The 22,109-nt window shown below is 69.0% G+C and carries 20 protein-coding genes and 4 pseudogenes; 10 read left to right on the plus strand and 14 right to left on the minus strand.

Annotated elements, in window-relative coordinates; all coding sequences use genetic code 11:
• Positions 1-137 precede the first annotated feature (137 nt).
• The 3 genes from IF43_RS0108545 to IF43_RS0108550 all read right to left on the minus strand — a co-directional run bounded on the left by IF43_RS0108545 (position 138) and on the right by IF43_RS0108550 (position 2,823).
• Positions 138-662: a hypothetical protein gene (locus IF43_RS0108545; protein ID WP_158939220.1), complete on the minus strand. Its 525-nt coding sequence runs from the start codon at positions 660-662 to the stop codon at positions 138-140.
• Positions 663-789: 127 nt separating this feature from the next.
• A complete protein-coding gene (locus IF43_RS41495; protein ID WP_158939222.1) occupies positions 790-1,134 on the minus strand; it encodes a hypothetical protein in 345 nt (114 codons plus the stop codon).
• A 36-nt stretch (positions 1,135-1,170) separates the two neighbouring features.
• Positions 1,171-2,823, minus strand: a complete 1,653-nt coding sequence (locus IF43_RS0108550; protein ID WP_051794949.1) for a serine protease — start codon at positions 2,821-2,823, stop codon at positions 1,171-1,173.
• Between the two features lie 486 nt (positions 2,824-3,309).
• On the opposite strand from IF43_RS0108550, the gene IF43_RS41500 reads away from it, so the two are divergent.
• Complete coding sequence (locus tag IF43_RS41500; RefSeq protein WP_158939224.1) at positions 3,310-3,462, plus strand: hypothetical protein; 153 nt, start codon at positions 3,310-3,312, stop codon at positions 3,460-3,462.
• Positions 3,463-4,523: 1,061 nt separating this feature from the next.
• Here IF43_RS41500 and IF43_RS0108560 read toward each other — a convergent pair.
• Complete coding sequence (locus tag IF43_RS0108560; protein ID WP_030196291.1) at positions 4,524-5,126, minus strand: hypothetical protein; 603 nt, start codon at positions 5,124-5,126, stop codon at positions 4,524-4,526.
• Positions 5,127-5,751: 625 nt separating this feature from the next.
• On the opposite strand from IF43_RS0108560, the gene IF43_RS43400 reads away from it, so the two are divergent.
• A complete protein-coding gene (locus IF43_RS43400; RefSeq protein ID WP_267884735.1) occupies positions 5,752-5,886 on the plus strand; it encodes a hypothetical protein in 135 nt (44 codons plus the stop codon).
• Positions 5,887-6,116: 230 nt separating this feature from the next.
• Here the strand turns inward: IF43_RS43400 and IF43_RS0108575 are convergent, their stop codons facing one another.
• Together IF43_RS0108575 and mobF are read right to left on the minus strand one after the other, a co-directional pair.
• Positions 6,117-6,443, minus strand: coding sequence for a hypothetical protein (locus tag IF43_RS0108575; protein ID WP_030196294.1), 327 nt, complete (start codon positions 6,441-6,443; stop codon positions 6,117-6,119).
• Positions 6,440-7,705 (minus strand): annotated as a pseudogene (gene mobF / locus IF43_RS36210) (MobF family relaxase); the annotation flags it as partial. The pseudogene mobF and the gene IF43_RS0108575, both read right to left, overlap by 4 nt.
• Positions 7,706-7,890: 185 nt before the next feature.
• Between mobF and IF43_RS0108585 the strand changes: the two are divergent.
• Positions 7,891-8,421 (plus strand): hypothetical protein, encoded by a 531-nt coding sequence (locus IF43_RS0108585; RefSeq protein WP_030196296.1) that lies wholly within the window; start codon positions 7,891-7,893, stop codon positions 8,419-8,421.
• Between the two features lie 198 nt (positions 8,422-8,619).
• Here IF43_RS0108585 and IF43_RS42490 read toward each other — a convergent pair.
• Positions 8,620-8,868: pseudogene (locus tag IF43_RS42490) on the minus strand (restriction endonuclease); the annotation flags it as partial.
• Between the two features lie 585 nt (positions 8,869-9,453).
• Between IF43_RS42490 and IF43_RS0108590 the strand changes: the two are divergent.
• A complete protein-coding gene (locus IF43_RS0108590; protein ID WP_030196300.1) occupies positions 9,454-10,197 on the plus strand; it encodes an NUDIX hydrolase in 744 nt (247 codons plus the stop codon).
• Between the two features lie 11 nt (positions 10,198-10,208).
• Here IF43_RS0108590 and IF43_RS41505 read toward each other — a convergent pair whose 3' ends face one another.
• Positions 10,209-10,346: a hypothetical protein gene (locus IF43_RS41505; RefSeq protein ID WP_158939226.1), complete on the minus strand. Its 138-nt coding sequence runs from the start codon at positions 10,344-10,346 to the stop codon at positions 10,209-10,211.
• Positions 10,347-10,382: 36 nt separating this feature from the next.
• On the opposite strand from IF43_RS41505, the gene IF43_RS42495 reads away from it, so the two are divergent.
• The 5 genes from IF43_RS42495 (at position 10,383) to IF43_RS0108610 (ending at position 14,394) form a co-directional block, all read left to right on the plus strand.
• Positions 10,383-11,639 carry a hypothetical protein gene (locus IF43_RS42495; RefSeq protein ID WP_030196303.1) on the plus strand — a complete coding sequence of 419 codons (1,257 nt, stop codon included), beginning with the start codon at positions 10,383-10,385 and terminating at the stop codon, positions 11,637-11,639.
• Complete coding sequence (locus IF43_RS43840) at positions 11,533-11,889, plus strand: RHS repeat-associated core domain-containing protein (protein ID WP_369405184.1); 357 nt, start codon at positions 11,533-11,535, stop codon at positions 11,887-11,889. Before IF43_RS42495 ends, IF43_RS43840 begins: the two co-directional genes overlap by 107 nt.
• Positions 11,890-12,558: 669 nt before the next feature.
• On the plus strand, positions 12,559-13,017 hold the full coding sequence (locus IF43_RS41510) for a hypothetical protein (RefSeq protein ID WP_158939228.1): 459 nt from the start codon (positions 12,559-12,561) through the stop codon (positions 13,015-13,017).
• Positions 13,018-13,099: 82 nt separating this feature from the next.
• Positions 13,100-13,309: a hypothetical protein gene (locus tag IF43_RS0108605; protein WP_030196306.1), complete on the plus strand. Its 210-nt coding sequence runs from the start codon at positions 13,100-13,102 to the stop codon at positions 13,307-13,309.
• 356 nt (positions 13,310-13,665) lie between these two features.
• Positions 13,666-14,394: an SMI1/KNR4 family protein gene (locus IF43_RS0108610; protein WP_030196308.1), complete on the plus strand. Its 729-nt coding sequence runs from the start codon at positions 13,666-13,668 to the stop codon at positions 14,392-14,394.
• Between the two features lie 42 nt (positions 14,395-14,436).
• On the opposite strand, the pseudogene istB reads toward IF43_RS0108610, so the two are convergent.
• The 3 genes and pseudogenes from istB to IF43_RS43845 all read right to left on the minus strand — a co-directional run bounded on the left by istB (position 14,437) and on the right by IF43_RS43845 (position 18,100).
• Positions 14,437-15,227, minus strand: a pseudogene (gene istB / locus IF43_RS36215) (IS21-like element helper ATPase IstB).
• An 11-nt stretch (positions 15,228-15,238) separates the two neighbouring features.
• Positions 15,239-16,863 (minus strand): annotated as a pseudogene (gene istA / locus IF43_RS39115) (IS21 family transposase).
• Positions 16,864-17,158: 295 nt separating this feature from the next.
• A complete protein-coding gene (locus IF43_RS43845; RefSeq protein WP_078909998.1) occupies positions 17,159-18,100 on the minus strand; it encodes an HNH endonuclease signature motif containing protein in 942 nt (313 codons plus the stop codon).
• A gap of 351 nt (positions 18,101-18,451) precedes the next feature.
• Here IF43_RS43845 and IF43_RS0108625 point away from each other — a divergent pair, with 351 nt between their 5' ends.
• Positions 18,452-19,666: an IS110 family transposase gene (locus IF43_RS0108625; protein WP_051794951.1), complete on the plus strand. Its 1,215-nt coding sequence runs from the start codon at positions 18,452-18,454 to the stop codon at positions 19,664-19,666.
• Positions 19,667-19,682: 16 nt separating this feature from the next.
• Here the strand turns inward: IF43_RS0108625 and IF43_RS0108630 are convergent, their stop codons facing one another.
• The 3 genes from IF43_RS0108630 to IF43_RS40495 all read right to left on the minus strand — a co-directional run bounded on the left by IF43_RS0108630 (position 19,683) and on the right by IF43_RS40495 (position 21,078).
• Entirely contained in the window at positions 19,683-19,934 is a 252-nt protein-coding gene (locus IF43_RS0108630; protein ID WP_030196321.1) for a hypothetical protein, read from the minus strand.
• Between the two features lie 236 nt (positions 19,935-20,170).
• Positions 20,171-20,392, minus strand: coding sequence for a hypothetical protein (locus tag IF43_RS0108635; RefSeq protein ID WP_030196324.1), 222 nt, complete (start codon positions 20,390-20,392; stop codon positions 20,171-20,173).
• A gap of 497 nt (positions 20,393-20,889) precedes the next feature.
• The gene (locus IF43_RS40495) at positions 20,890-21,078 is read right to left on the minus strand and encodes a hypothetical protein (protein ID WP_030196327.1); all 189 of its coding nucleotides are present in this window, start codon (positions 21,076-21,078) and stop codon (positions 20,890-20,892) included.
• Between the last annotated feature and the right edge of the window lie 1,031 nt (positions 21,079-22,109).

The following is a 22,109-nucleotide window of genomic DNA, read 5'->3' on the forward strand; positions in this document are numbered from 1 at the left end:
CCCCAACTCACACAAGCGGACCTTGCCCCGGCAGTGCCGTTTCCCGGTTCAGAAACGGCACCGCCGGGCGGGGTCTACCGGGACAGGTACGGCACCCCGGGTCTCCAGGTGGTGAAAGAGGCACTGTGGCGCTGTGCTCACCAGTTCAGAGCGGTCATCGTCTCCAGTGCCGGATTGAGCACCCTGACCGTGCCTCGTTCACGGAAAGCGGACGTACGCCAGTCGGCGAAGGCCCTGGCCAAGGCCCTGGCCTTGTCGTCATCAGGAGAACCAGGAGCCTCAAGGTCGGGGTCGAGTCCCGTGATGACCGTCGCGTCCGTCGAAGGGTTCCCTTCCGGTCCCACGTGCTCGAGCTTCACATCCACGACAGCCGTCTCAAGGCCATCGTCAAACTTGCTGCCGTTCTGCCGGAGGTACGTGCGGAACTCGTTCAGGGGGGACTTCTGCGCAGGTCCGCTCTCTTTCCCCGGCGACGCCGCGCCACCCGGGGCCGGCCGGGAACCCTCCTGAGCGGACGAGCCGCAGCCCAGCAGCCCGCCACCCAGAATCACCGAGGCGGCCACAGCGGCGCACAGCAGCCGGACACGTCGCCGGAAATCCGGTAACGGGCCCGATTCCCCACCAGGCGCGGCGAGCGGGCGGTGATGTTCCATGAGGCTCATATCTTCTCCGTTCGGTGAAGGCGCTCGGGCAAGGAAGACGGCGTTCGCCGCCTGAAGGTTCCGCACCGTACGAGTCCCGCGGGATGGGCCGCCCGTAGGCCGGCAATCACGCCCCGCGAGCGACGGCCTATCCGCGACTGCGCCGTTCGTGGTCGACCGAGAAGACCCCCGCCTTGCCGTTCGGCGAGCAGGTGGCGCTGGAAGTGTGTCCTCCGTACACCCAGGGGCCATAGATCTTGACCTTGGTGCCCCTGTAGTGAATGCAGGTGACAACGACCCGGTGCTGCCGCGTCGCCATGCCGGGTGTCTTGCTGCAGAAGACGCTTCCGGTGCGGCCCGAGTCCGTGACGCTGTGCGTACAGCCCGAACCAGCGGCCTGCGCGCTGCCGGTGGCGCCGACGGGCAGGACGAGTGTCGCTAATATCATCGCGCTGACGGCGAGTGGTGTTCGAAGCTTGTGGCTGGTGGTCATGCGTATCCCTCTGTCGCTCGGTCGATGACGCAGCCGCTAGGGGCTGACCAGCCGGTTCTCCTTGCCGATGGTGGTGGCGTTGCCGTCCGTGTAGAGCGTGAGTTCGCCGTCGGACCAGCGGACGACGGTGTCATCGGGATACGGGTTCTCGGAGTAGTCGCCACCGGACACGATCAGGGCATGGGTCCACGTAGAGTCGCGGCCGTGGAGCTTGTGCTCCTTCGCCGACGCGATCGACCCTGCGAAGTCCTGGTAGTTCGTCAGTTCGCCGTCGGACCAGCGGACGATGAGGTCCCAGTTGTCATTGCCGGTGTAGTCGCCGGACCCGATCTCGGTGGCGTGTTTCCACGTCGGGTTCTCTGCAATCGCCTTGATCTCACGCCCCAGCCCCCGCTCCGAGGTGTCCGGGTAGAGGGAGAGCTCGCCGTCGGACCAGCGGACCACGAGATCGTCCTGTCGGCTGTTGCCGGAGAAACGCCCGGCGGTCATCTGCTGGGCGTGCGTCCACAAGGGGTCGGGCGCCAGGAGCTGTATCTCACCGTGGAACCCCTTCTCGTCCACGGACGGGTAGAGGGTGAGCTCACCGTCGGACCAACGGACAATGAGGTCGGAACCGGCATCCCCGGTGAAGTTCCCTGCAGTGATCTCGCGCGCGTACTTGGCCCACGTCGGATTGTCGGGCAGGACCCGGAATTCCTTGTCGAACCGCCCCTTGGCAGGATCCGCTCCCCGGTAGAGGCTCAGCTCACCGTCAGTCCACACGACGAACATGTCCATGCGGTCGTTGGCCACGTCATCGCCGTCCACCGTGAAGTAGCCAGAAGCAATGCCTTTCGCGTGCTTCCACGTGGACGCCCCCGGAAGCACAGATCGGGCCGCCGGCTGCTTGCCCTCCACCGCCGCGTTGTACACCCGCTTGACGTCGTCGTCGAAGTAGGAGCTGTACGAGGTGTCGGGAGAGTGCCCGCCCGTCATCCAGCCGCCCGTGACACCGGCCAGGGCGAGCCCGGACCCCTTCTTGATCAGGAACGGTCCACCCGAGGTGCCCGAGACGTACCCGTCACAATTGACCTCGGCGAACGTGCCGCCGCGCCAGCCGCCCGAATCCCTGGTGGTGAACTTCTTCATCGGGGTGGTACAGGTCAGCGGGTTCTGGACGGGCTTGTACTTGTCCATGCCAGGCAGCCACGGGTAGCCGATGGCCAGCGTCTGGGGGTGGTCGAAGCCCGCGTTCAAGGCCAGCGGGATTGCGCCCACCACATCCTGGACCCGCTTCCCGTCGGACCGCGCCGAGGTCTGCAGGAACGCGAAGTCGAGATCGGTCGCGGCATGATCTCCGCCCGGCGTCAGGTACGCGGGATCCATGTAGATCCTGCCCACGTTGATGGGAAAGACGCCATAGGGGCGCGGGGAGCGTTCGTTGTGCTTCGGAACGAACACCAGCTTCGTCACACGATCGGTGCCGTCGAAGCAGTGTGCGGCCGTAGCCACCAGGTTCTTCCCCGGGGAAGGGACCACCGTGCCAGCGCAGAAGCGGTACTTGTCGTCGGCCGCGTAGAAGAACGTGCCAACTTGCTTGATCCCTGCGAACTCGTGGGACTTGGTGAAGCCTGCGGCCTTGCGGCGAGCAGCGGCGGGAAGCCGCGCCTCGCGCCCGGCCTGCTCCTGCACCGGCTGGGCCTGGGCCATCCGGTCGGCGGTCCAGAAGTCCTCAAGTGCCGCCGCCTCCGGATTGCGGACCTCCGCCTTCTTCGACGGAGCAGCCGTGCGGGCAGGCGTGCGCTCCGGGCCCGGCGTCGGCCGTGCGCTGGGAGAAGCCGGGGTCGATGCCGACGGAGACGGCGTGGCGGCCGGCGGGCTGTGCCGAGTGTGCCCAGGCGACGGGGAGGCCGTGCCGGGGACCGAAGTGCTGCCCGGCGACGGTGACACTGTGCCAGGCGCTGGGGTGGGTATAGGTGCCGCCGATGCCCCAGAGGGCGTCGACAGGGCTAAGACTGCCGCCACGCTCTCCAGGACGGTGGCGCCGACGGCTTCGACCTCGGCGCGGAAGGACTCCCAGGCGGCCTCGGGGGAGGTGCCCGCACAAAGGCGCAGATGCCGCCGCCTTGGCGGACGTTCCCGGGATGGGCGGTGGTCTCGTGGCCTTCGGCGCACCGGATCCGGTGCCGCACCCCGTTGCCCAGCCACTCCTCCTCCAGGACCTCCCCGTCCCGTTCCTCGATCTGGGCGCAGAAGTACGCCCACGCGGTGGCGGAGTCCTGGCCCGTGCAGGCGGGGCAGAAGCTGCGGCGGCGCTGGACGTTGCTGGGCGTGGGGGTCGATTCGTGACCGGCTGCGCAGCGGACCCGGTGGCCGGAGGTACTGCCCATCCACCGCGGTTCCAGTACTTCCCCGGCTAGCTCTTTCACCAGGGCGCGGAAGGCCTCCCAGGCGGCTTGACCGTCTCGGCCGGAGCAGATGCGGCAGATCCCGCCGCCCGCCCGGACCAGACAGGCCAGGGGCCGCGTCACGTGTCCTTGCGGGCAGCGGACTTCATAGCGTTGACCGACACCGCGCCAGTTCGTGTCCAGGAGGTGCCCTCCGAGCTCGGCGACGCGGGCCTGGAAGCCGGCCCAAGCGGCAGTTGTGTCGTTGCCGGCGCAGATGCCACACAGGCCCCCGACCCGGACATCGCCCGGTCGGGGAGTTCGCTCGTGGCCCTGGCTGCAGCGGACACGATGGCCGACGGTGGATCCGAGCCACGTGGACTCCAGCAGCACTCCCCCCAGCTCTTCCACTCTGCTACGCAAGGCGAGAAGGAGCGTGGCAGGGTCGCGTCCGGCGCAGGGGCCGCAGATTCCGCCGCCCTGCTGGACGAAGTTCGGGTGAGCCGTGACGTGGTGGCCCTTCGCGCAGACAATCTTGTGCCTTACGGAGGACCCGAGCCACTTCGGCTCCAGGACCCGACCGCCGAGCTCCTCCACGCGGGCAAGGAACGCCCGGTGTGCTTCGGCGGGGCTCTGCCCTGCGCAGGTGAGGCAGATCCCGGTGCCGCGGGCGATGTTGCTGGGCATCGGCGTGTGCTCATGCCCCTCGGGGCAACGGATCCGATGCCCCGCGTTGGCCCCCAACCACTGCGGCTCCAGCACCGTGCCGCCCTGCGCGGCGACATTGGCTTGGAACTTGTTCCAGGCACGCAACGACTTCGGATGCACCGTATCCCCCTGCTCCGTCAACCGTGAGTGTAGGGGCGACCACTGACAGCAGCACGAGGATCGAGGTGGACGGACCCACCGGAGCGTCGGGCTGGGCAGGTGCGCGTTGCCTGATCGGGACGGGGAGGGCAGCAGCTCCTTGACGCATTCGGGGCCGGGTCTGCCGCTGCTCGGGCCGGCGCGTCACGACGTCGGTTAATCCCTCGCGCCGCCCACGTTCGGCCGCACCACGGCCGGCTGGGCGCCGGGGGTATTCCGGCGGCGGAGGAGGCCGGCGGGGCTGGCCGCGCGCAACCAGCGGACGGCGGTCTCCCGGCTTCGCACGAGGCGGCCGCGGCGCACGACCGTGTGGAACTCGTCGATCCAGATGTAGAGCGTGGCCTCGTCATCAAGGGAGATGCCGCTCCTGCGGCGGGCCGTGTTGGACAGCCACTCCTCATGGTCAGCGTGGCTGTACTCCTCCCTCAGCGCATCGCTGTCGGTCCTACTGATCGACGGGTCACGGAAGTTGAGGACGCGCATAGTGAGCGCCCAGGCGGCTTCACGGGTGGGGTCGTCGGTGCAACGGCGGGCGAGCTTGAGGTGGGTTTGGCGCAGCGCGATCTCGTACTCGGCCGTGGGGTGATAGAAGTATTCGAACAGTGCGTCCTCGAAGGCGTCGCAGCGGACATGGACATCCTCGCGGCTCCCAGCGCGGACAGTGATGAGCGGGCCCGTGGCCCCGGAGACGGCCGCCGACGCGGCTCTCCGTCCGGCGGCGGAAGCTCCTGCGGTGAGGGCGGTGCCAGGGTCGATCACGGCGGGTTCCCCTCCCTGTGTCGGCCGCGAGCAGGCCGGTCGGGGCGACCCTATCGGACCGCCCTGCCGACGAGCCCCGGCCGGAGTGGGCAAGCCGGTGCACGGGGTGGCTTGCCCAGGTTCCCCTTGGGCTTGCCCAGCGCCGGGTCACCCGGCATCGGTCAGCCGGGCCCTGGCCGTGACTGATGCTGCGGGCCGGGTGAGGGAGAGAGGAAGGCGTCGTGGCGGTCGAGGGGCGGGATATCACCGACGGGATCGGCGTGGGTTCCGTGGAGGGAGGCAAGGGCGTGCCACATGTCTACTGGGAAGGTCGGCATGATGGCGTTGTCGTGATGGTGAGGTGTCAGCGTGCCGGGCAGGCCCCCTTGCGGGCGGTGTGAGCTGCGGTGATGGGCATGACGTGGAATCGTTCACGGCACTCGCGGCACTGGGTTCCGGGCCGTCTGCAGGGCGCTCGGCACCCTTGAGTAGGTCGGGCGCGACTCCCGTTCGGGCTGCCGGACGCTGCTGGTATGCGTCATGGCCGGGCTCCTCCCGCGGGTGGGCGTGGGACTCCGGGCAGAGTCCCGCATTCACCTGCTACAGGTGCCAAGGGAGCCGACGGCGTGACGTCTGTTGTCGAGCCGTGACCATTCGGGGGGCGGCGCAGAGCTCGGAGACGATCTACGAGGTCCTCACCATCGGCACGGCCATGGCCGGCGGCATCGCCGCGTGCGTGGACTTGCCGTGCGGCATGCCGTTGCGGATCTGCCGCCCGTAGGCGAGGTACCCGCCTGGCGGGCGGTCAGGGCGCCGGTCTCGGCGCCCTGCTTGATGAGCTGGTGCAGCGGCTTCTTGCCCGCGCCCGAGATGCGGTCGCGCAGCACGATCTCCACCGCGATCAGGGAGTGCATAACCGCCACGGTGGAGAACTCGTAGCCGTAGTACGACTGGCGAAGCAGCTCCCCGGCCGTGCGCAGGACGGTCACCGCGGCCTCGGGGACCCCGTCGTTACCACAGCCAGGCGTTGGAGTGCCGCATCCGGGACAGGGCGCGGGCGTCGCGGCGGGCGGCGGCGCTGCCGATGCGGTTCTGCCGGGGCCGGGGCCGACGCGACTGGGCGCCGTAGAACCGTCGGACACCAGCCGCCTTGAGGCGCTTGCGCTGCTTAGCCATCTCCTCCTTCTTCGCCTTGATGGACTTCGGCTTCCGGGGCCGCTTCCAGATCGGCTGCCAGTCCGTCGGCGGCGCATACGCCTCGGCGCGCTTCTGCGCGGCCTCCTTCAGCCGGGCGGCGACGGCTTCGATCCTCGGGTCCGCGGGCGGCCTGGTGGTCATGCGACTCCTCCGGTGGGTGGTGTCCGGCCCGGCTCAGGCTGGACAGGCTGGTGGGCGCTCGGCGGCGGAGCCACCGCGGACTTGAGAGAGGGACGGCGGGCGGCGGCTCGTTCCCGGACGCCGGCCTGGAGCCGGGCGGCCATCTCGGCCGCGGCGGCCTCCAGCGTCCGGCTGGTCAGCTCCACCGCGGCGACGTCCGTCATCAGCTCGAGGTCCCGACCGGTCCTCCGCCCGGGGTGGGGGCTCATGGCGGGCGGCACGGTGACGGTGTGCGGCCGGGGCCGGGAGTTCAGGCGGTCTGCGCGGCGTAGCACGTGGACGCGTGCGGTCAGCGCCCCGGCGGCGAGACGGGCCCGCTCGTACGGGGTGGCGGAGCGCTGGCGGGTCAGCATGCGGAGCACGGCCTGGTCCTCGGTGTCGTGCGGGGTACAGGGCGCGCAGGTCGGCGGTGAGCATCCTCCAGCTGGCCGGGCGGGTGTAGCCGTCGATGGCCGCCCGGACTACCTCCTCGTCCAGGCCGGGCCGGTGAGGTCGGCCGCGCAGGGCGTAGGAGAGGTGGCGGCGGGCTTCGGCGAGGAGGTGGTGGTGCTGGAAGCCGCCGCGCATCACGTACACCACGGCGGCGACGTTGACCGCCGCCCGCGCGACGTCGACGGCCGGGCGCACCCGGGCCCATATCGCCGCGGCCGCTGCTCGGGCACGCTGCGCGAGCCCGGCGACGACGTCGGCTCCGTACGCCCGGGTCGCCGAGTCCCGCCAGGCGGCGCGCAGCTGGGACAGGGAGCGCAGTTCCTTGCGCTTGGGTGTGCGGGTCTGGTCGGCGGCCTGGCAGGCCAGCGCGTAGGCAGCCGCTCTCCCGGCGCATGCCCCTGCCGCTCCTCGTACTCGGCGGTGAGGACGGGCAGCGCGTCCTCGATCTGCTGGCGGCGGGTCGACTGCCAACCGATGAGGAGGCGCTGGTCGATCCCGGCGATCTCCATGAGCGGGCGGCGGCCAGGCGTCACCTCGCGCGGCTCCCACGCCCACCCGAGCCGGGCCGAGACCTCCTCCATGAAGAGCAGGGTGTAGAGGGTGTCGGCCGCGACGATGTGGGCCATCAGCGAGTCCGCCGACAGATTGCCCCACTTCCCGTCGTGCGGCCGCCGGGTGCGGACGGACACGACCGCGTGAGCGTGAAGGAGCGGCCTCGATTCCGTGGCCCTGGACTCGTAGTGCCGGAAGACCGCGACGATCAGCCCGTCCACCCGGCCGCGGTGTGCGCCGGTGCGGGTGGCAGGTCCGCGTGGGACGGTTCGTCGACCGGGATCGGCGGGGGCGGTCCGGATCCGCCGATGGGCACGTCGATCAGCAGCTGTGTGTACTGGCTGGTTGTGTGCTGGGCGTCGTCGAGGAGACGGTACGGGCGGCAGCCGCGGCAGCATCCCTTCCACAGCGGAAGTTCCTGCCGGTGGCAGCGTGCCCGGCCGCCATCGCCGCACTCCGCGAACGCGTCGAGCACACCCCGGCCGCAGCCGGGCCGGTCCTCCGCGCCGACACCGCGGAGGACCCGACGGTGCTGAGCACCGGTCTGCGGCGGGCGCTCGCCGCGCACAGCCTGGCCGGGCACCGAGTCCACCAGCTCAGCCCCGCTCTGCTGACCGTCACGCTGGACGCGGCTGCCGCCCAGGCCCTCGCGGTGCTCCTCGCCGCCCGCCGGGGACTCCCCCGCCAGGCCCCCGCCGCCAAGGATGAACTCCACTGGGGCGCGGGGCCGGCCAAGACGGCTGCGGCCTCCCTCGCGGTGGCCCTGCCCGCCTACGGGCCGGGGACGTACGCCCGGGCCCTCGCCTCCGGGCAGGTCACCGCCGGCCTCTCCCAGGCAGCGGCCGGGCAGGTGACCGCCGCGATGAACCCCCGCCCGGCGCCTGCCGTCCCGGCATCGCGGGCCCGCCGCCGCGGACTTGCAAACGGCTGGAAGGGCATCGACGCAGGCCGCTGAGTGGTGGGAGAGCTCAGTTGTCGGGGGACAGCCTCCGATTGGTGCCGGACCGGTTGATGTCCAGGTCGAGCAGCGCGGTAAGGGCGGTGCCGCTGTTCCAGAAGCCGAGCAGGTCGACGTCGACGAGGACAGGTCGTGGCGGGCGGCGAAAGCGCGGGCCTGCTTGGTGAACTTGCAGGAGGCGACGAAGAGCGGGACGTCCGCTCCGTGTTCGCTGCGTGCGGTGCCGTTGAACTTCTGCAGGTCCGGGCTTCCGACGGTGCGGTGCTTCGCGTAGCGCTTGCACTGCACCACGAGCTTCCGTCCGTCCGGCAGCCGGCCCGTCACATCGGCGCCCAGGTCGTTCGCCGCACCCACACGGCGCACCTCGGTACATCCATCCCGGCGACACAGCTCCGCGACATACTCCTCGAACTGCCGCGGGTCCATCGACCAGACCGCCTCCATCGACCGGACGGCCTGGATCCTCGCCTGCTCTGCCAGCCGCGCCTTCTCCGCTTCCGCTTCGCGGCGCCCAGACCGAACCAGGACCCCCACCAAGCCCCCCGCAGCCAGGACGGCTAACAAGCACCACCGCGCCTGTCCCCATGCTCTCCCCTCCCGTAGTCAGCTGCTTGCCAGCGGTACAGCTCCCCAGCCGAGGCGCCCTCTATCCCGGGTGCGGAGAAAGCCAGGCGGCGGAGCCCACTGGTCACGGGCCCTGGACCGGCCCGTACGCGGCCAGAGCCACCCCGAGGGCGGCTACCGCCGCCTCGGCCGGCCCTACGCCTGCGGTCCGCACCTGCCCCGTCTCCGTGCCGGGTGGACGTGGCAGATCTGCGTCGGGCCTCGCAAGGCGTCACGAACCCGGCGATCAGGCAGCTGTGCACAGCACGTACCGGTGATGGCCGAAGAACAGCCCGCGGCGTCCCTGCAGGCGCCCCTCACTGGCGGCACGCCCTGCCCACTCCACGAGGGGCGGCTCCGACCGCGCGCCTCGCTCGTTGAATCTGAACTGCAATTGCCAAGCCGTCCTCGTTCTACGATGAGCGGGTGCCCGAGACGCTGCCCCCCGCGGTTGACCTCTTCGATGTTGAGCGCCTCCAGCTCACTGAAGAGGAGGAGCCACGCCTGTCGCCTTCGGACGAGGCGGCCAGAGACCGGGTGTGGGAGAAGGCAGTCCAGGCCAACCCGGCCCTCTTTGACGGGCCGGTAGTGGCCTGCGCTGGACTGGAGCACACGGATTCACACGTCCTGCGTTTGTCATGGGTGCGGGTCACCTACCGGCACTACGCCCTGCGTCGTGTTCCTGGCGCCACGGCGCTGCCGTCGCTGTTCGTGAACGTGCTTCAGCCGACCGACGACGGCCGTGTGCTGGTGGCCAGGATGTCGTCCTCCACCGCTGCCCCTGGCCGTTGGCAGTTGCCGGGGGGCTCCGTGGAACCGCCGCAGGCGGGTGAGGGGCTGGTGGAGTCGGATCTGGCGGGCCAGGCCGCGCGGGAGCTGCTCGAGGAGCTCGGGCTCGATGCCAGCTCGGAGGTGTTGAGGCTGTGGGCTGTGACCCGGGGGGAGAACGGCAGCGTCGGCCTGACGTACCGTGCGCCGCTTCTGTCGGAACCGGCGGTACGGGCTGCCTTTGCTGCTGCTGCGGCCGCCGAGCGGGCTCAAGGACGGGAGCCCGAGCTGGACGAGATCGCCCTGGTGAGTTCGCCGCAGGAACTGGAGTACCTGGCTGGTCCGCACGCGGACTACCTGGGGCCGCTTGTCCGGCGTTTCACCGACCAGCTCGAACGCTGACGGCACCGAGTTCAGGCGCCGGCGAGGAACTCGCGGCCGCGTTCGTCGAGCTCGGCCACGCACCGCAGACCGCGGGCCCGGAAGCGGGCGAGGTCGCCCCGCATCCGCGAGATGGCCTTGCGGGTCCGTACGGAGCGGACGCCATCCATGTGGTCGATGGCTTGGTGCCAGGTGGCGCAGGCCTCGTGAACGGCCTGCCGGAGACGCTCAAGTACACGACCGGCAACACCACCGCAGCCGCGGCCCTGCCCACGGAGACCGTCACCAACCACTACGGCGCCCAGGACCAGCTGGCCCTGACCGACAGCGACCTCTCCCAGGTCTACCTGCGCGGCGCGTCGTACACGGAGTTCGGCGAGCTGGCGCAGGCCGAGCTGGGCAACCTGGGCAAGCGCGTCGTTCAGACCCTCACCTATCAGGCCTCCACCCGCCGAGTGGCCTCCAAGGTCGTCGACCGCGAGGCCACAGGACCGGCCAAGCTCTCCGACATCGCCTACACCTACGACGACGCGGGCAACGTCACCCGCATCAAGGAGCTCCAGAACGACGCGACGGTCGAGGACGACCAGTGCTTCGACTACGACTGGGCACGCCGGATGACCGACGCCTGGACGACGGCCGGCAGCTGCTCGACCAAGCCCACCACCGGCGCCGGCACCGACATCCTCGGCACCGTCGACCCGTACTGGACCAGCTGGACCTTCACCGACACCGGCCAGCGCGCCACGGAAACCCAGCACAAGGCCGGACCCGTCACCGCTGACACCACCCGCACGTACACCTACCCCACCACGGCAGGTGCGGCGCAGGCCCACGGTGTCCGCAGCGTGACCGCCAGCGGTGGCACGACCGCCGCGGACACCTACACCTACGACAAGACCGGCAACCTCGAGACCCGGAACCCGGCAGTCGGCGCCACCCAGACACTGACCTGGAACGAGGAAGGCAAGCTCGCCACCTCGACCATGTCCAGCTCCACCACGTCGTTCCTCTACGACGCGGATGGCACCCGTCTCCTCAAGCGCGAGCCCACGAAGACGACCCTGTACCTGCCCGGCGGCCAGGAACTCATCCTGACCAAGGCCACCGACACGCTCGCCGGCAACCGGTACTACAGCGTGCCCGGCGGTACCGCGATCCGCGCGGCAGACGGCTACGTCAGCTTCCTGATAGCCGACCACCACGGCACCAGCACCCTGTCGGTCACCGCGGCCAACCTCGCCGTCAACCGACGCAAACAACTCCCCTATGGTGGCGAACGCGGCGGCACGCCGGTCTACTGGCCTGGAGGGTTTCGTAGGCGGCGACATCGACGCCACCACCGGCCTCACCCACATCGGCGCCCGCGAGTACAACACCAGCCTCGGTCAGTTCATCAGCGTCGACCCCCTGCTCACCCTGGACCAGCCTCAGTCCCTCAACGGCTACAACTACGCCAATAACAACCCAATCACTGACAGCGACCCGACCGGCCTCTGGGTCGACAACTGTGCTCACTTCAGCGACTGCACTGCCAACGGGGGCCATCGCAACGACTGCACCGGAGACCTCAACGACGGCAACTGCGCCACCGGCGGAGGCGGAGGCGGAGGCGGAGGCGGAGGCGGAGGCGGAGGCGGAGGCGGAGGCGGAGGCGGAGGCGGAGGCGGAGGCGGAGGCGGAGGCGCCCGTTCCCCTCGCGGCTCGTTTTAACGAAGGATTCGGCATCATTGCGGACGACGGTCCTGTCAATTCTTGGGAGACGTCTCGCGGCCTGTTCTTCGGCTGGCTCTGGGGTGGAGCTATCCCCTCGCAGCGAAACAGAAATTCTCCGGCAGCGATGCTTTCACTAAGGTGCTCGCCGGGGACAAGTCCATCTCGGAAGTCAGGGCAGGGCTTGTGAGGCAGGCCCAACAAAGCGGCATGAATGCCCCGAACGCAAAGAAGACGCTCACTTTCAACTACAAGGACCGTGGACCCGAGCCGGGTAGTCCGTGGTGGCGATTTAATACAGCCCGCGGCATTTGGAATGACGTCTCGAGCGTCCTCACCAATGGAGCCGTCGGTCACTCGAACATGGCCGACGCGTTCCTAGGAACGTATGCCGGGACCGCACGCATCAAGAGCGTGAATCGAAGCAAGGGCGATGTCCGCCTTGAGTTCACGGTACACAACATAAGTGACTGGAGGTCCGCCACGCACGCCATCCCGCGACCCTGGAATCCGTATTTCGAGAAAACATTCGGCGCAGCCGTGACAGAGGACTTCTCTTGGCAGGAAAGACTTCCGCTGAGTAGCTGCGGCTGCTGGGTGCAGTAGATTCCCGTAGAGTGGGGCGGCCGACAGGTCGCCCCACTCTACCAATCGACCAGGGAGATAATAATGTCAAATTTGCATCGATTCGCCACTGCGGCGCTCATTCCACTACTTGCATCGTGCGCCGGCCATGTAGACCGCCGCGCCATTGTGCACGATGAGCAGGTTTTCGGCACATGGACCACATCGACGGGAGCGCGCTTCACGCTCAAGGCAGATCGCACATTCACCTCGCAGGGATTGCATCTCGACCCGTCATTGGCCGAAGGCTGCCCAAGTGGCGAGGCACGCGGAGACTGGGGCTTCTATGTAGATGCCGGCAAACCCGGCGACCTATCTATCGTGTCCACAACAGCGCGGTCGGGCGACACGATCGGCGTCACATTCAACGAAATTCCACAAGGCGACTGCATCATCAGCCTGACATTCCTAGAAAATCAGAAATTCTGCATTTCTGTCGACCCGGACGAGGTGTGCACCTTTAGCGATAGATTCACGAGAATTTCGCCCGAGGTGAAGGAATAGCTAACGAACAACTTTCTCCACGCGGCCGAGCACACGGCTGCGCCTGGAGCAACCGCAGGCCGAACCAGGCGTGGGGATCGTAATGACACTCGACGACCTCTACACCGACTTCGTGGCCGAAGAACTCGACACCGACCCCGCACCCCCACGGCTGCCCATGCTCACCCACCGCGAAGCCCAACTTGCCCTCGCCGTCCTCACCGCCGTAGCCGAGGGCGAGACCGGTGAGGAGGTACGCGCCACCGCCCGAGCACTGAGCAGCAGACTCGGCATGCGCCTCCCCACCACCTAGTGCTGTGACCGCATAGGTTCACCGGGTTGCTCGTGGTGCTGGTTGGAAGCGAAGTCGCACCACAGGTCAGGGTCCGGAGGCTGACGGAGCAGGAGGGGCAGAGGCTCCAGCAGATCGTTCGGCGGGGCAGCACGAGCTCGGTTCGGTTGCGGCGGGCGATCCCTGGCCTTCACGATGTCCATGACCGCAGGAGTTCGGCGACTGGCTTCGTCGGTGTAAGGCGGGAACGATTGATGCCGAGTTCGGGCAACAGATGTTGATCAAGCAGGTCGAGAACGTTGCCGAGTTCCGAGAACACTCCGTCGGCGTGTCGGGGTGTGGGGGGACCTGATGAGCGGGACAGATATCGTCCTGACATGACACAAGGGTTCGAACTTGCTGCGTCTCTTGCCAGAGGCGTCGAAGGCCGTAGTGGCGCATGGGGCTTCATCCAGGGTTTCGCTGCCCCCTGGGCTGAGGCCCTGGAGAGCGGTGACGGGTGGGCGGAGGCCGATCTGGACGCTGCCGAGGAGAGGCTGGGTGTCCGGCTGCCGGCGGCGTTGCGCGAGGCGTATCTGTTGTTCGGGCGCCGTCGGGACCTCACCAGCAACCACGATGTGCTGCTCGGCCCGGCCGAGCTGTATGTGGATGACGCCAAGGAGGCCGTGGTCTTCCGTCACGAGAACCAAGGAGCCGCGTCCTGGGGCATCCTCCTCGACAACCTCCAGGATGACGATCCTGCAGTGTTCATCCGGCCTGACCTTGCCCACAAGAGCGCCGAGCGGTGGGAGGAGTGGCTGGAGCGACTTTCCCTCTGTTTCGTCGAGATTGTGCTGTCTGAGTCTCTGCAGGCCGGCGAAGAGCTTTGCGACTTCCTCGACCCGGACGACGACAGCATTGGGCTCCTGGAGGAGAACGCTGTCCGGCTGCCCTTCCCCGCGTATCCCATCAGCGAGGAGGAGCACACCGTCCGGTGGTTCCTGGGCCAGGGCGTCCTTCTGCGTGACGACGATGGCATGGCCATCCTGGCCCGCGGCCGGACGGCAGAGGACCTCGACCGCGTTCGTGACTTGATCCCCGGGGACTGGCTCAACGACTATCGCTGACCACGTAACAAGCTTCGGCCAGGGGAGTCGCCCGCGCCGGAGTCAGCTCAGGGGCTGCTGTTCGGCTCGGGCTCGGGTGGTGGCCAGGCGGTAGGAGTCGGTGCCGGTCTCGATGATGTTGCCGCCGAAGGTGAGGCGGTCGACGATGGCCGCGCAGAGCCGCGGGTCGGTGAATGTCTTCGTCCAGCCGGAGAACGACTCGTTCGATGCGATGGCCACGCTGTTCTTCTCCTCCCGCTCGGTCAGAACCTGGAAAGTTCGGCGCCACGACGGTCGAGCTCCATGTATCCGAGCTCGTCGATGCAGAGGAGATCGACGCGGCCATAGCGGGCGATGGTCTTGGTCAGCTGCTTCTCGTCGGCGGCCTCGACCAGCTCGTTGACCAGCTTCGTCGCCAGGACGTACTTCACCCGGAAACCGGCCATCGCTGCCTCGGTACCGAGCGCGATCAACAGGTGCGACTTGCCGGTGCCCGAGTCCCCGATCAGGCAGAGGGGAAGACCCTTCTTGATCCATTCGCACTTGGCGAGCGTGTGGATCACCGCCGCGTCGATGTTGGGGTTGGCGTCGAAGTCGAACTTGCGAAGCGACTTGTCCCGGGGGAAGCCGGCGGCCTTGATGCGGCGCTCTGAGCGGCGGCGGGCCCGGTCGTCGCACTCGGCCAGCAGGAGCTCGGCGAGGAAGCCGAGGTAGGACATCTGCTCGCGTTCGGCCTTCTCCGTCAGCTCGGGGAACTGCGACCGGATGGTGGGAAGCCGGAGCATGCGGCATGCCTGGTCGACGGCGGTGGTGGCGGCCTGCTCGGTAAGTCCTCGCTGGCGGGGAAGAGTCACGGCTTTCTCCTCTATGACGTGATGGGGCGATCGGGTCGGCGGAGCCGCAGGAGCTGGTCGTAGTGGGCGACTGACGGCAGAGGGCGTTTGTCGGGCGGCAGCTGTGCCCGGACTGCGGCGGGAAGCGGGGCGATGCCGGTCTGACTGCCGGCGGCAGGCGACGGCGGTGCTTCCTCGGCCTCGGTGTCGGCTGCCTTGCGTGCCTCCAGGGCGACTGCATCGGAGGTCAGAGCGCCGCTGTTCAGGGCGGCGGCGAGGCCGGTGACGAGGTGTTCGTGGGGCAGGTGGCGGCTGAGGAGGAGGACTTCGATCAGGGCCCGGGTGCCGTCGCGTTCGCCGTGGGCTTTGACCGCGGCTTCCCCCCAGGAGTCGTGGATGGGGGTGAACCGGCCGGCGGCCCTGGCCTGGTCGAGTGCAGTGGCGCCGGGCAGGGCGCCCGGCTTGCGGATCAGGGCCTCCAGGTAGTGGTCGAGTTCGAGGCGGGACCCGTTGCGGGCGATGAGCCGTTCGTGCCGGGCGACTTCCTCGCGGCCGTCGTAGACCACGAGCTCGGAGGCGTGGAGCATGACGCGGACGGTGCGGCCGATCAGCCGGACCGGGACGGAGTAGCGGTTCATCCGCACGCAGACCTGGCTGTAGCGGTCCACCCGCGGGGTCCAGAGCCGGCCGGTCTCGAAACGGCTCCTCCGGCAGCGGCGCCAGCAGCGGCTGCTCGGTCGCGAAGTACTCGCCGATGGTGCGGGGACGGGATCGGATGCGGCGGGCGTCGTCCTCCTGGTCCCACCGGTCGATCCTCGCGTTGAGCTCGGCGAGCGTGTCCACGTCGGGGACGGGGACGAGGCGGTTGCGGCGGAACCAGCCGATCTGGCCCTCGACGCCGCCCTTCTCGTGGGCGCCGCGGATGCCTGGCTGGCAGTAGAGGGCTTCCAGGCCGTAGTGCGACCGGAATGCGGTCCAGCGTTCGGCTTCCACCCGTTGCCGGGAAAAGCCCAGAACCCGCGCGACGGCCGCTCTAAGGTTGTCGTAGCGGACCTTCCCGGTCGGCACCCCGCCCAGCACGTTGAGAGCGTGGACGTGGCCCTCGAAGAACGCCTCCTGCCCCGCCGAGGCGAAGACACGGTGGACGGCCTTGCCCGAGTACGACATCCGGAACGCGAACAAGTAGCAGGTCACCAGCTCGCCGGCCAGCCTGACCGTGACATCCCCGAAGTCGACCTCGGCCTCGGCAGCCGGGTTTGTGGGTCTGCGGGACGAACGCGTCCACGACTCCCTTGCCGGCCTGCAGCCGGATCTCCTCGCGGCGGGCGGCGATGTATCCGCGGACCATCTGGTACGAGATGTCGGCGGCATCGTGCTCGTCCAGCAGCCGGTCGTAGATCCTCTTGGCCGTATGACGCTGCTTTCGCGGTGCGGTCAGATCCGCCGTGAGGATCGCGTCGATCACCGGCTTGTAGGGGTCCAGCCGTGATTCCCGCGGCTCCATCTTCTTCCGCGGTTCCGGCAGGGCCGACACCAGTGCCCTCTGCACGGTCTCGTAGCCGACGCCGTACTTCCGCATGACCGCACGCAGCGACAGACCGGCCTTGGCATCACGGCGGATCGCCGCGTACAGATCGACCTTGGACTTCGGCAGCACCCGGGCCCCCTCGTCGTGCAGAGCACAACCATGGTCCCGAAGCAAGCACCCAGGTGTTTCCAGAACTCAGCGACATCACTCTCCCGTGGATCCGGGCGTTCCTGCTGCTGAGCGACAGACGTTCTCGAAACTCACCTACATAGCCAGCGGGCCCGGCCCTGGTCAGCCGTGTGACACCGCCTCTGTGTGACACCGGTCGGCGGCCCGTGTGACAGGGCCGTGTGACACCCGCCTGACGTGAGGGCGCGGGTGTCCCGTTGCGGTTGGACTGGCCGGGCCTACTTCAGCGGGCAGGCTAGTGGACGCGGGCAACCTCTTTCGGACTGTCAGCAACGAGTCCCAAACGCTGACACTCATACTCGACAGCCACTTTCTCTGACATTCGCACTGCATGGAACACCCGAACCTGGTCCCACTCGGTCAGCAAGCGATCGCTCTTGCTGGCGTTGCACGTTCGGCACGCTGGGACCAGGTTTGACGGGTGCTCCCATCCACCATGCGTGGCCAGTGGCCGCACGTGATCAACTTCGGTCGCGGCTGCACCGCAGTACACGCAAGGGCCCTCGGCGCGGATTCGCTCGTACTCAGCGGCGGGTACTGGACCGGCCACCTCTGCGGCCAGCTTCCGTGCCCGGTATGCATTCCCGCTTGCCCGACTGATAGCCGCGCGCACGTCTGCCGGGATCTGCGCCCACCAACATGGTCCGCACCGCGTTGTCCGCCCCCGGAATTCCTTCTCACAGTCGGGGCAGATCCGGTCGGACTGCCGACAGCCGTTGCACAGGGTCCGGTCGCCCCAGTACACCGTTTCGCAGCCGTCGTTAGAGCACTGCCGTTCAACAGTCCGGCACGACACACACAGCAGTGTCGTGCCGCGGTAAGAGTTCTCGCAGTCGTCAGCCTCGCAGGTCCGTTCGACGGCACGGTGGTCCCAGCAGAGCAGCGTCGTCCCTCTAAACACGGTCAGGCAGTCGGGGTCGGCGCAGGTGCGCTCCGGAGTCAAGCAGGCTCGGCAGTGCAGAGCATTCCCCTTGTAGACGGTGTCGCAGCCGTCGGAGGCGCACTCCCGGAAGATGCTCCTGCATGCGGAGCAGATTCGGTTCGATGCGCGGAAGCGGTGGGTGCATCCGTCAACAGCACACTCCCGATCTGGGTACCGATGCCGTGAGCAGTACCGGCCGCCAGCCGCTGTGAACGCCCGCCCGCAGCCCGGCTCCTTGCAGGTGCCGGTCCGCATTCGATGCCGGGTGCAGAACCGGTTGGTAGCGGTGTAGACGTGGTCACAGGATGGGTCAGCACAGACCCTCAAACGCGGCGGCAACTTTCCTCCTCGCAGGCTAAGTTGCCGATCCTAGGAGCGGGGTCTGACATTGATACTCGTAGCGGGTCCCGGTGGTCGAGGCTCAGGGTCTGACTGACGTCCTGCTGGGCTGTCCTACGGTTGTTCTGCCCGGCTGCCGGAACCCGTTCTCCATGGCTCCGGCCAGGTGGAGCATGACCTGATAGGAGCTTGGCCACAGGCCCCCTGAATGTCCTGTCTGATCCACCCGGCCGGCGTCACCGCCGGCCCGGGAAGGCAGCACACAGGATGACAGCGACGACCACGCCCGCCACCGAGCTGGATGCGGTGTTCGGCGGAGTGGACTCCCACGCGGACACGATTCACGTCGCTGTCATCACCGGCCGGGGTGGCCACGTCGCGGACGCCGAATTCCCCACCACGGCAGCCGGATACGCCGCGGCGATCACGTTCCTGAATGCCCACGGCACCGTGACCGCCGTCGGCGTCGAGGGCACCTCCTCCTACGGCCTGGGGTTCACCCGTGCCGCCCGCCACACGGGTCTCACTGTGGTCGAGGTCAACCGGCCCGACAGGGCTGAGCGGCGCCGGATCGGCAAGTCCGATCCCATCGACGCCTACGCGGCCGCCCGCGCCGCACTGTCCGGCAGGGCATCGGTCGTCCCCAAGGAGGACACCGTCAGCGGCATACGCGCGTTGCACAACGCCGCCCGGTCCGCCGTCAAGGCCCGCACCGCCACCCTGAACCAGATCACGCACATCCTCGTCACCGCCCCGGACGACATCCGCGGCAAGTACACCGCCCTGCGCGGCAAGACGCAGGTCGACGCCCTCTCCCGGCTTCGTCCCACCGGCGACGGACCACGCGTCGCCCTCCTGACCGCGCTGAAGACCCTCGCCCGCCGGGTCCAGGCCCTCACCGCAGAACACGACACCCTCACCGCCGCCCTGGACGCCGCCGCCACCGACCACAATCCCGGCCTCCGCGCCGCGTTCGGTGTAGGTCCGGACACCGCGGCCCAGCTCCTGGTGACCGCCGGCGGAAACCCCGACCGACTGCGCACCGAGGCATCCTTCGCAGCTCTCTGCGGCGTCGCACCCGTCCCAGCCTCCAGCGGCAAGACCAACCGCCACCGCCTCTCCCGCGGCGGCGACCGCGGGGCGAACTCAGCCCTCTACCGCGTCGCTCTCGTCCGGATGTCCAGCGACGCCCGCACCCGCGACTACGTCGCCCGGCAGACCGCGGCCGGACCCACGAAGAAGGAGATCATCCGCCTGCTCAAGCGGGCGATCGCCCGGGAGATCTTCCGCTACCTCACCACACCGGTCAGCGTCCCGGACGTCTCCGACCTCCGGCCCGCGCGCCAGGCCAAGAACATCACCCTCACCACCGTCGCCGAGCACTTCGGCGTCTGGCCGGCAGTGATCTCCTGCATCGAACGCGGCACACGCCGCGACGACGACCTCGCCAGCGCCTACCGGGACTGGCTCACCGCGGCCTGACCTTCCAGAAGCGGATTCACTCATACATGGTGGCGGCATGAAGGGCTCTGGCCAGGAAGGTCCAGTCCCCTTCTTCGGGAAGCTGCTTCCCGACGTTTCGATACCAGCCCGGCGAGTCGTCCATCCACGCCGCGAGGGCCTCAAGGAAGTGATCGAGGCTCTGGTTCTCCCATTCGTGCCCCCGGCGGAGGTAGTCCTGGTGCAGTTCTCGGACGAACGCGACCAGCTCGTCGCGGCTGCGGACCTCACCGGCGGGAGTAAGTGACATGCAGTGAAGGTACCTCGCTCCTGCGCGCACCTCCCCACGCTTGACGATCAATAGGAGCATCAACCGATCGCTACCCGACCGATCCCCCTGGACCTCCGCCGCGGGGCCGCCCCCTCCCGTCCAACTTCAATGACAATCCGTCCAAGCTCCCTGTCAGAGGACACTGACACCTGACACTGACGCCGCCGGTCCCGCGCCGAGGGGCCCTGTGCGAGGTCAGCGCCGGTTCTGACGTGTCAGGTGTCAGCCCCGGGCGCGGGAACGGCCGCGGGCGGCTCGAGACCGAGCTGGACGGCGGCCAGGGCGACCGCGTCGGCCACGGACAGCCCGTCTCCGCCGTCCCGGCCGGCCTCGGCCCGCAACCGGTCCGCCCGCGCCGCCAGCTGCTCGGCCAGCTCCCGCTGAGGGTCCCGCAGGTTCCGGCACCCGCGCCGCCGTTCCGCGTAGTGGTGATCCACCCCGGCACCGTAGGCACCAGCCCTGTCCCCCGGCCGCGGGACACACACCGCCGACCGGGGGAAACCGAGATCCCGGCCCAGGTCAGAGCACGTGTCCCCCGTGTCCGACACGGACCGGGGACACACCACGCGGGACACTGGCCGAGACCGAGCGCCGGTCTGCCGGGCGGGGCCTGAACGGCCGTCACCCGAGGCCCGCCACCAACCCGAGGCCCCACAAGCCCCGCTGAGCGCCTTTCAGAGACCGCTCCGACCTGGGGCGCCGAAATCGTCTCCGAGGCGCTCAGCGGGCCGCACAGCGGCCCTTCCGGCCCTTGTTAGGCCCAAACGCTGGGCCCGGAGGCCACCGCCACCCGCCCGGCGCCCGGACTCCCCGGGGGCGCTTACCGGTTACCGGTTACAGGCCGCAGAGCGCGGGTTCGTGCAGCTCAGGCCAGGCCAGGCCGGACCCGGTAACCGCAGGGCTGTAACCGGTAACCGGTAACCGCGCTCGGCGGCTAGGACGGCGCCGTGGCGGCCTGAGGCTCGGGCTGCTGGGCGTAGGCGGCCAACTCGGGGTGCTCGGCGGCCAGCCGCTCGCGCAGCCGCCGGGTCTCCTCCGCCTCGGCCCGCCGCCGGGCGCGAACCGCAGCGTCCGCGGCCGCCTCCCGCTCGGCGTGCTCGGCGTAGGCATCCTCGAGGAGCAACGCCCACTTCGCGGCCGCCTTGGCCCGCTCGGCTGGGCGGCGTACTCCGCCTCGGCCGCCGCCCGCAGGCCCGCCGTGGCCCGCTCGATCTCCTCGGCCTCCGCCCGGCCGCGGCACTTCCAGCACAAGCCGTCCTCCGACCGCGGCCCGTGCCCGGCCGCCTCGCAGGGCCGGCCGTGCTCGTCGGTGCCCCGGCACTCCCACCACACCGGCGCAGGGCCGGCCTCCCGTGGACCGGGCACCCGGCCCTGCTGCCGGGCCGCCTTCCGGTCCGCCCGCCGTCCAGCGCGGCCAGGATCGCGTCCCGCAGCACCGCCGGCCGGTACTGCGGCAGCAACGCGGCAAGGGCCTCGGGCCAGGCGGCCTCGACCTGGGCCACCGCGGCAGCCTGCTCGCGCGACACCTCAGCCCAGTACCTCCCACGTAAGGCGCCCTGCGATAGGGAATGTGACGGGCAGCCGGAGCATCCGGCTGCCCGTCACCAAGAACATGATCAGCGCGTCACTCCCTGGTCAAGGAGTCGGAAGTTTTGCGCTGATCTCTGCCCGGGCTCTCGGATCCCCGATGACGAAGGTCCAGGTCGACGGGCTCCCTGGCATGCGTGTGATCGACATCTGGCCACGGGCCCCAGCCACCTGGAGAGGCGCACCAGGGCCGGCACTGTACTCAATCACCATGGCATTGGGGCTGCAGGCGACAGAAGCCCACACCTTAGAGGCGCCTGTCCCAGTAGTCCGGTTGTACGGACCTGCGGGATACAATGCCTCGCCTTCACCTTTGTCAGGCCACTTCGTGATGAGGTGGATCAGCGACTTCGCGGGCCCGGTATCGGCCATGGCCACGAATCCGCATGCACGCTCTCCCGTATAGATGACCAGACGCGATGATCCGACACGCGCCTCGGCCACAATCCTCGGCGATCTCCCGGCCAGCGAGTCGCCCAGGTCCGCCAAGGGGTCGCCGGCGACAGGCAAGGTCGCCACCTTGGCGAGCCGGGCCTGACTGACATCGACCCGCGCCGACTCATGTGC

The sequence above is a fragment of the Streptomyces sp. NRRL S-87 genome (assembly GCF_000719335.1).
GTDB lineage: Bacteria > Actinomycetota > Actinomycetes > Streptomycetales > Streptomycetaceae > Streptomyces.

Bases quoted from the DNA above. Each gene is read 5' to 3' on its own strand.
- IF43_RS0108545 (WP_158939220.1), bottom strand. From the start codon at position 662: ATGAGCCTCATGGAACATCACCGCCCGCTCGCCGCGCCTGGTGGGGAA.
- IF43_RS41495 (WP_158939222.1), bottom strand. From the start codon at position 1,134: ATGACCACCAGCCACAAGCTTCGAACACCACTCGCCGTCAGCGCGATG.
- IF43_RS0108550 (WP_051794949.1), bottom strand. From the start codon at position 2,823: ATGGCCCAGGCCCAGCCGGTGCAGGAGCAGGCCGGGCGCGAGGCGCGG.
- IF43_RS0108575 (WP_030196294.1), bottom strand. From the start codon at position 6,443: ATGACCACCAGGCCGCCCGCGGACCCGAGGATCGAAGCCGTCGCCGCC.
- IF43_RS41505 (WP_158939226.1), bottom strand. From the start codon at position 10,346: ATGGATGGCGTCCGCTCCGTACGGACCCGCAAGGCCATCTCGCGGATG.
- IF43_RS41510 (WP_158939228.1), top strand. From the start codon at position 12,559: ATGTCAAATTTGCATCGATTCGCCACTGCGGCGCTCATTCCACTACTT.
- IF43_RS0108605 (WP_030196306.1), top strand. From the start codon at position 13,100: ATGACACTCGACGACCTCTACACCGACTTCGTGGCCGAAGAACTCGAC.
- IF43_RS0108610 (WP_030196308.1), top strand. From the start codon at position 13,666: ATGACACAAGGGTTCGAACTTGCTGCGTCTCTTGCCAGAGGCGTCGAA.
- IF43_RS43845 (WP_078909998.1), bottom strand. From the start codon at position 18,100: ATGCGGACCGGCACCTGCAAGGAGCCGGGCTGCGGGCGGGCGTTCACA.
- IF43_RS0108625 (WP_051794951.1), top strand. From the start codon at position 18,452: ATGACAGCGACGACCACGCCCGCCACCGAGCTGGATGCGGTGTTCGGC.
- IF43_RS0108630 (WP_030196321.1), bottom strand. From the start codon at position 19,934: ATGTCACTTACTCCCGCCGGTGAGGTCCGCAGCCGCGACGAGCTGGTC.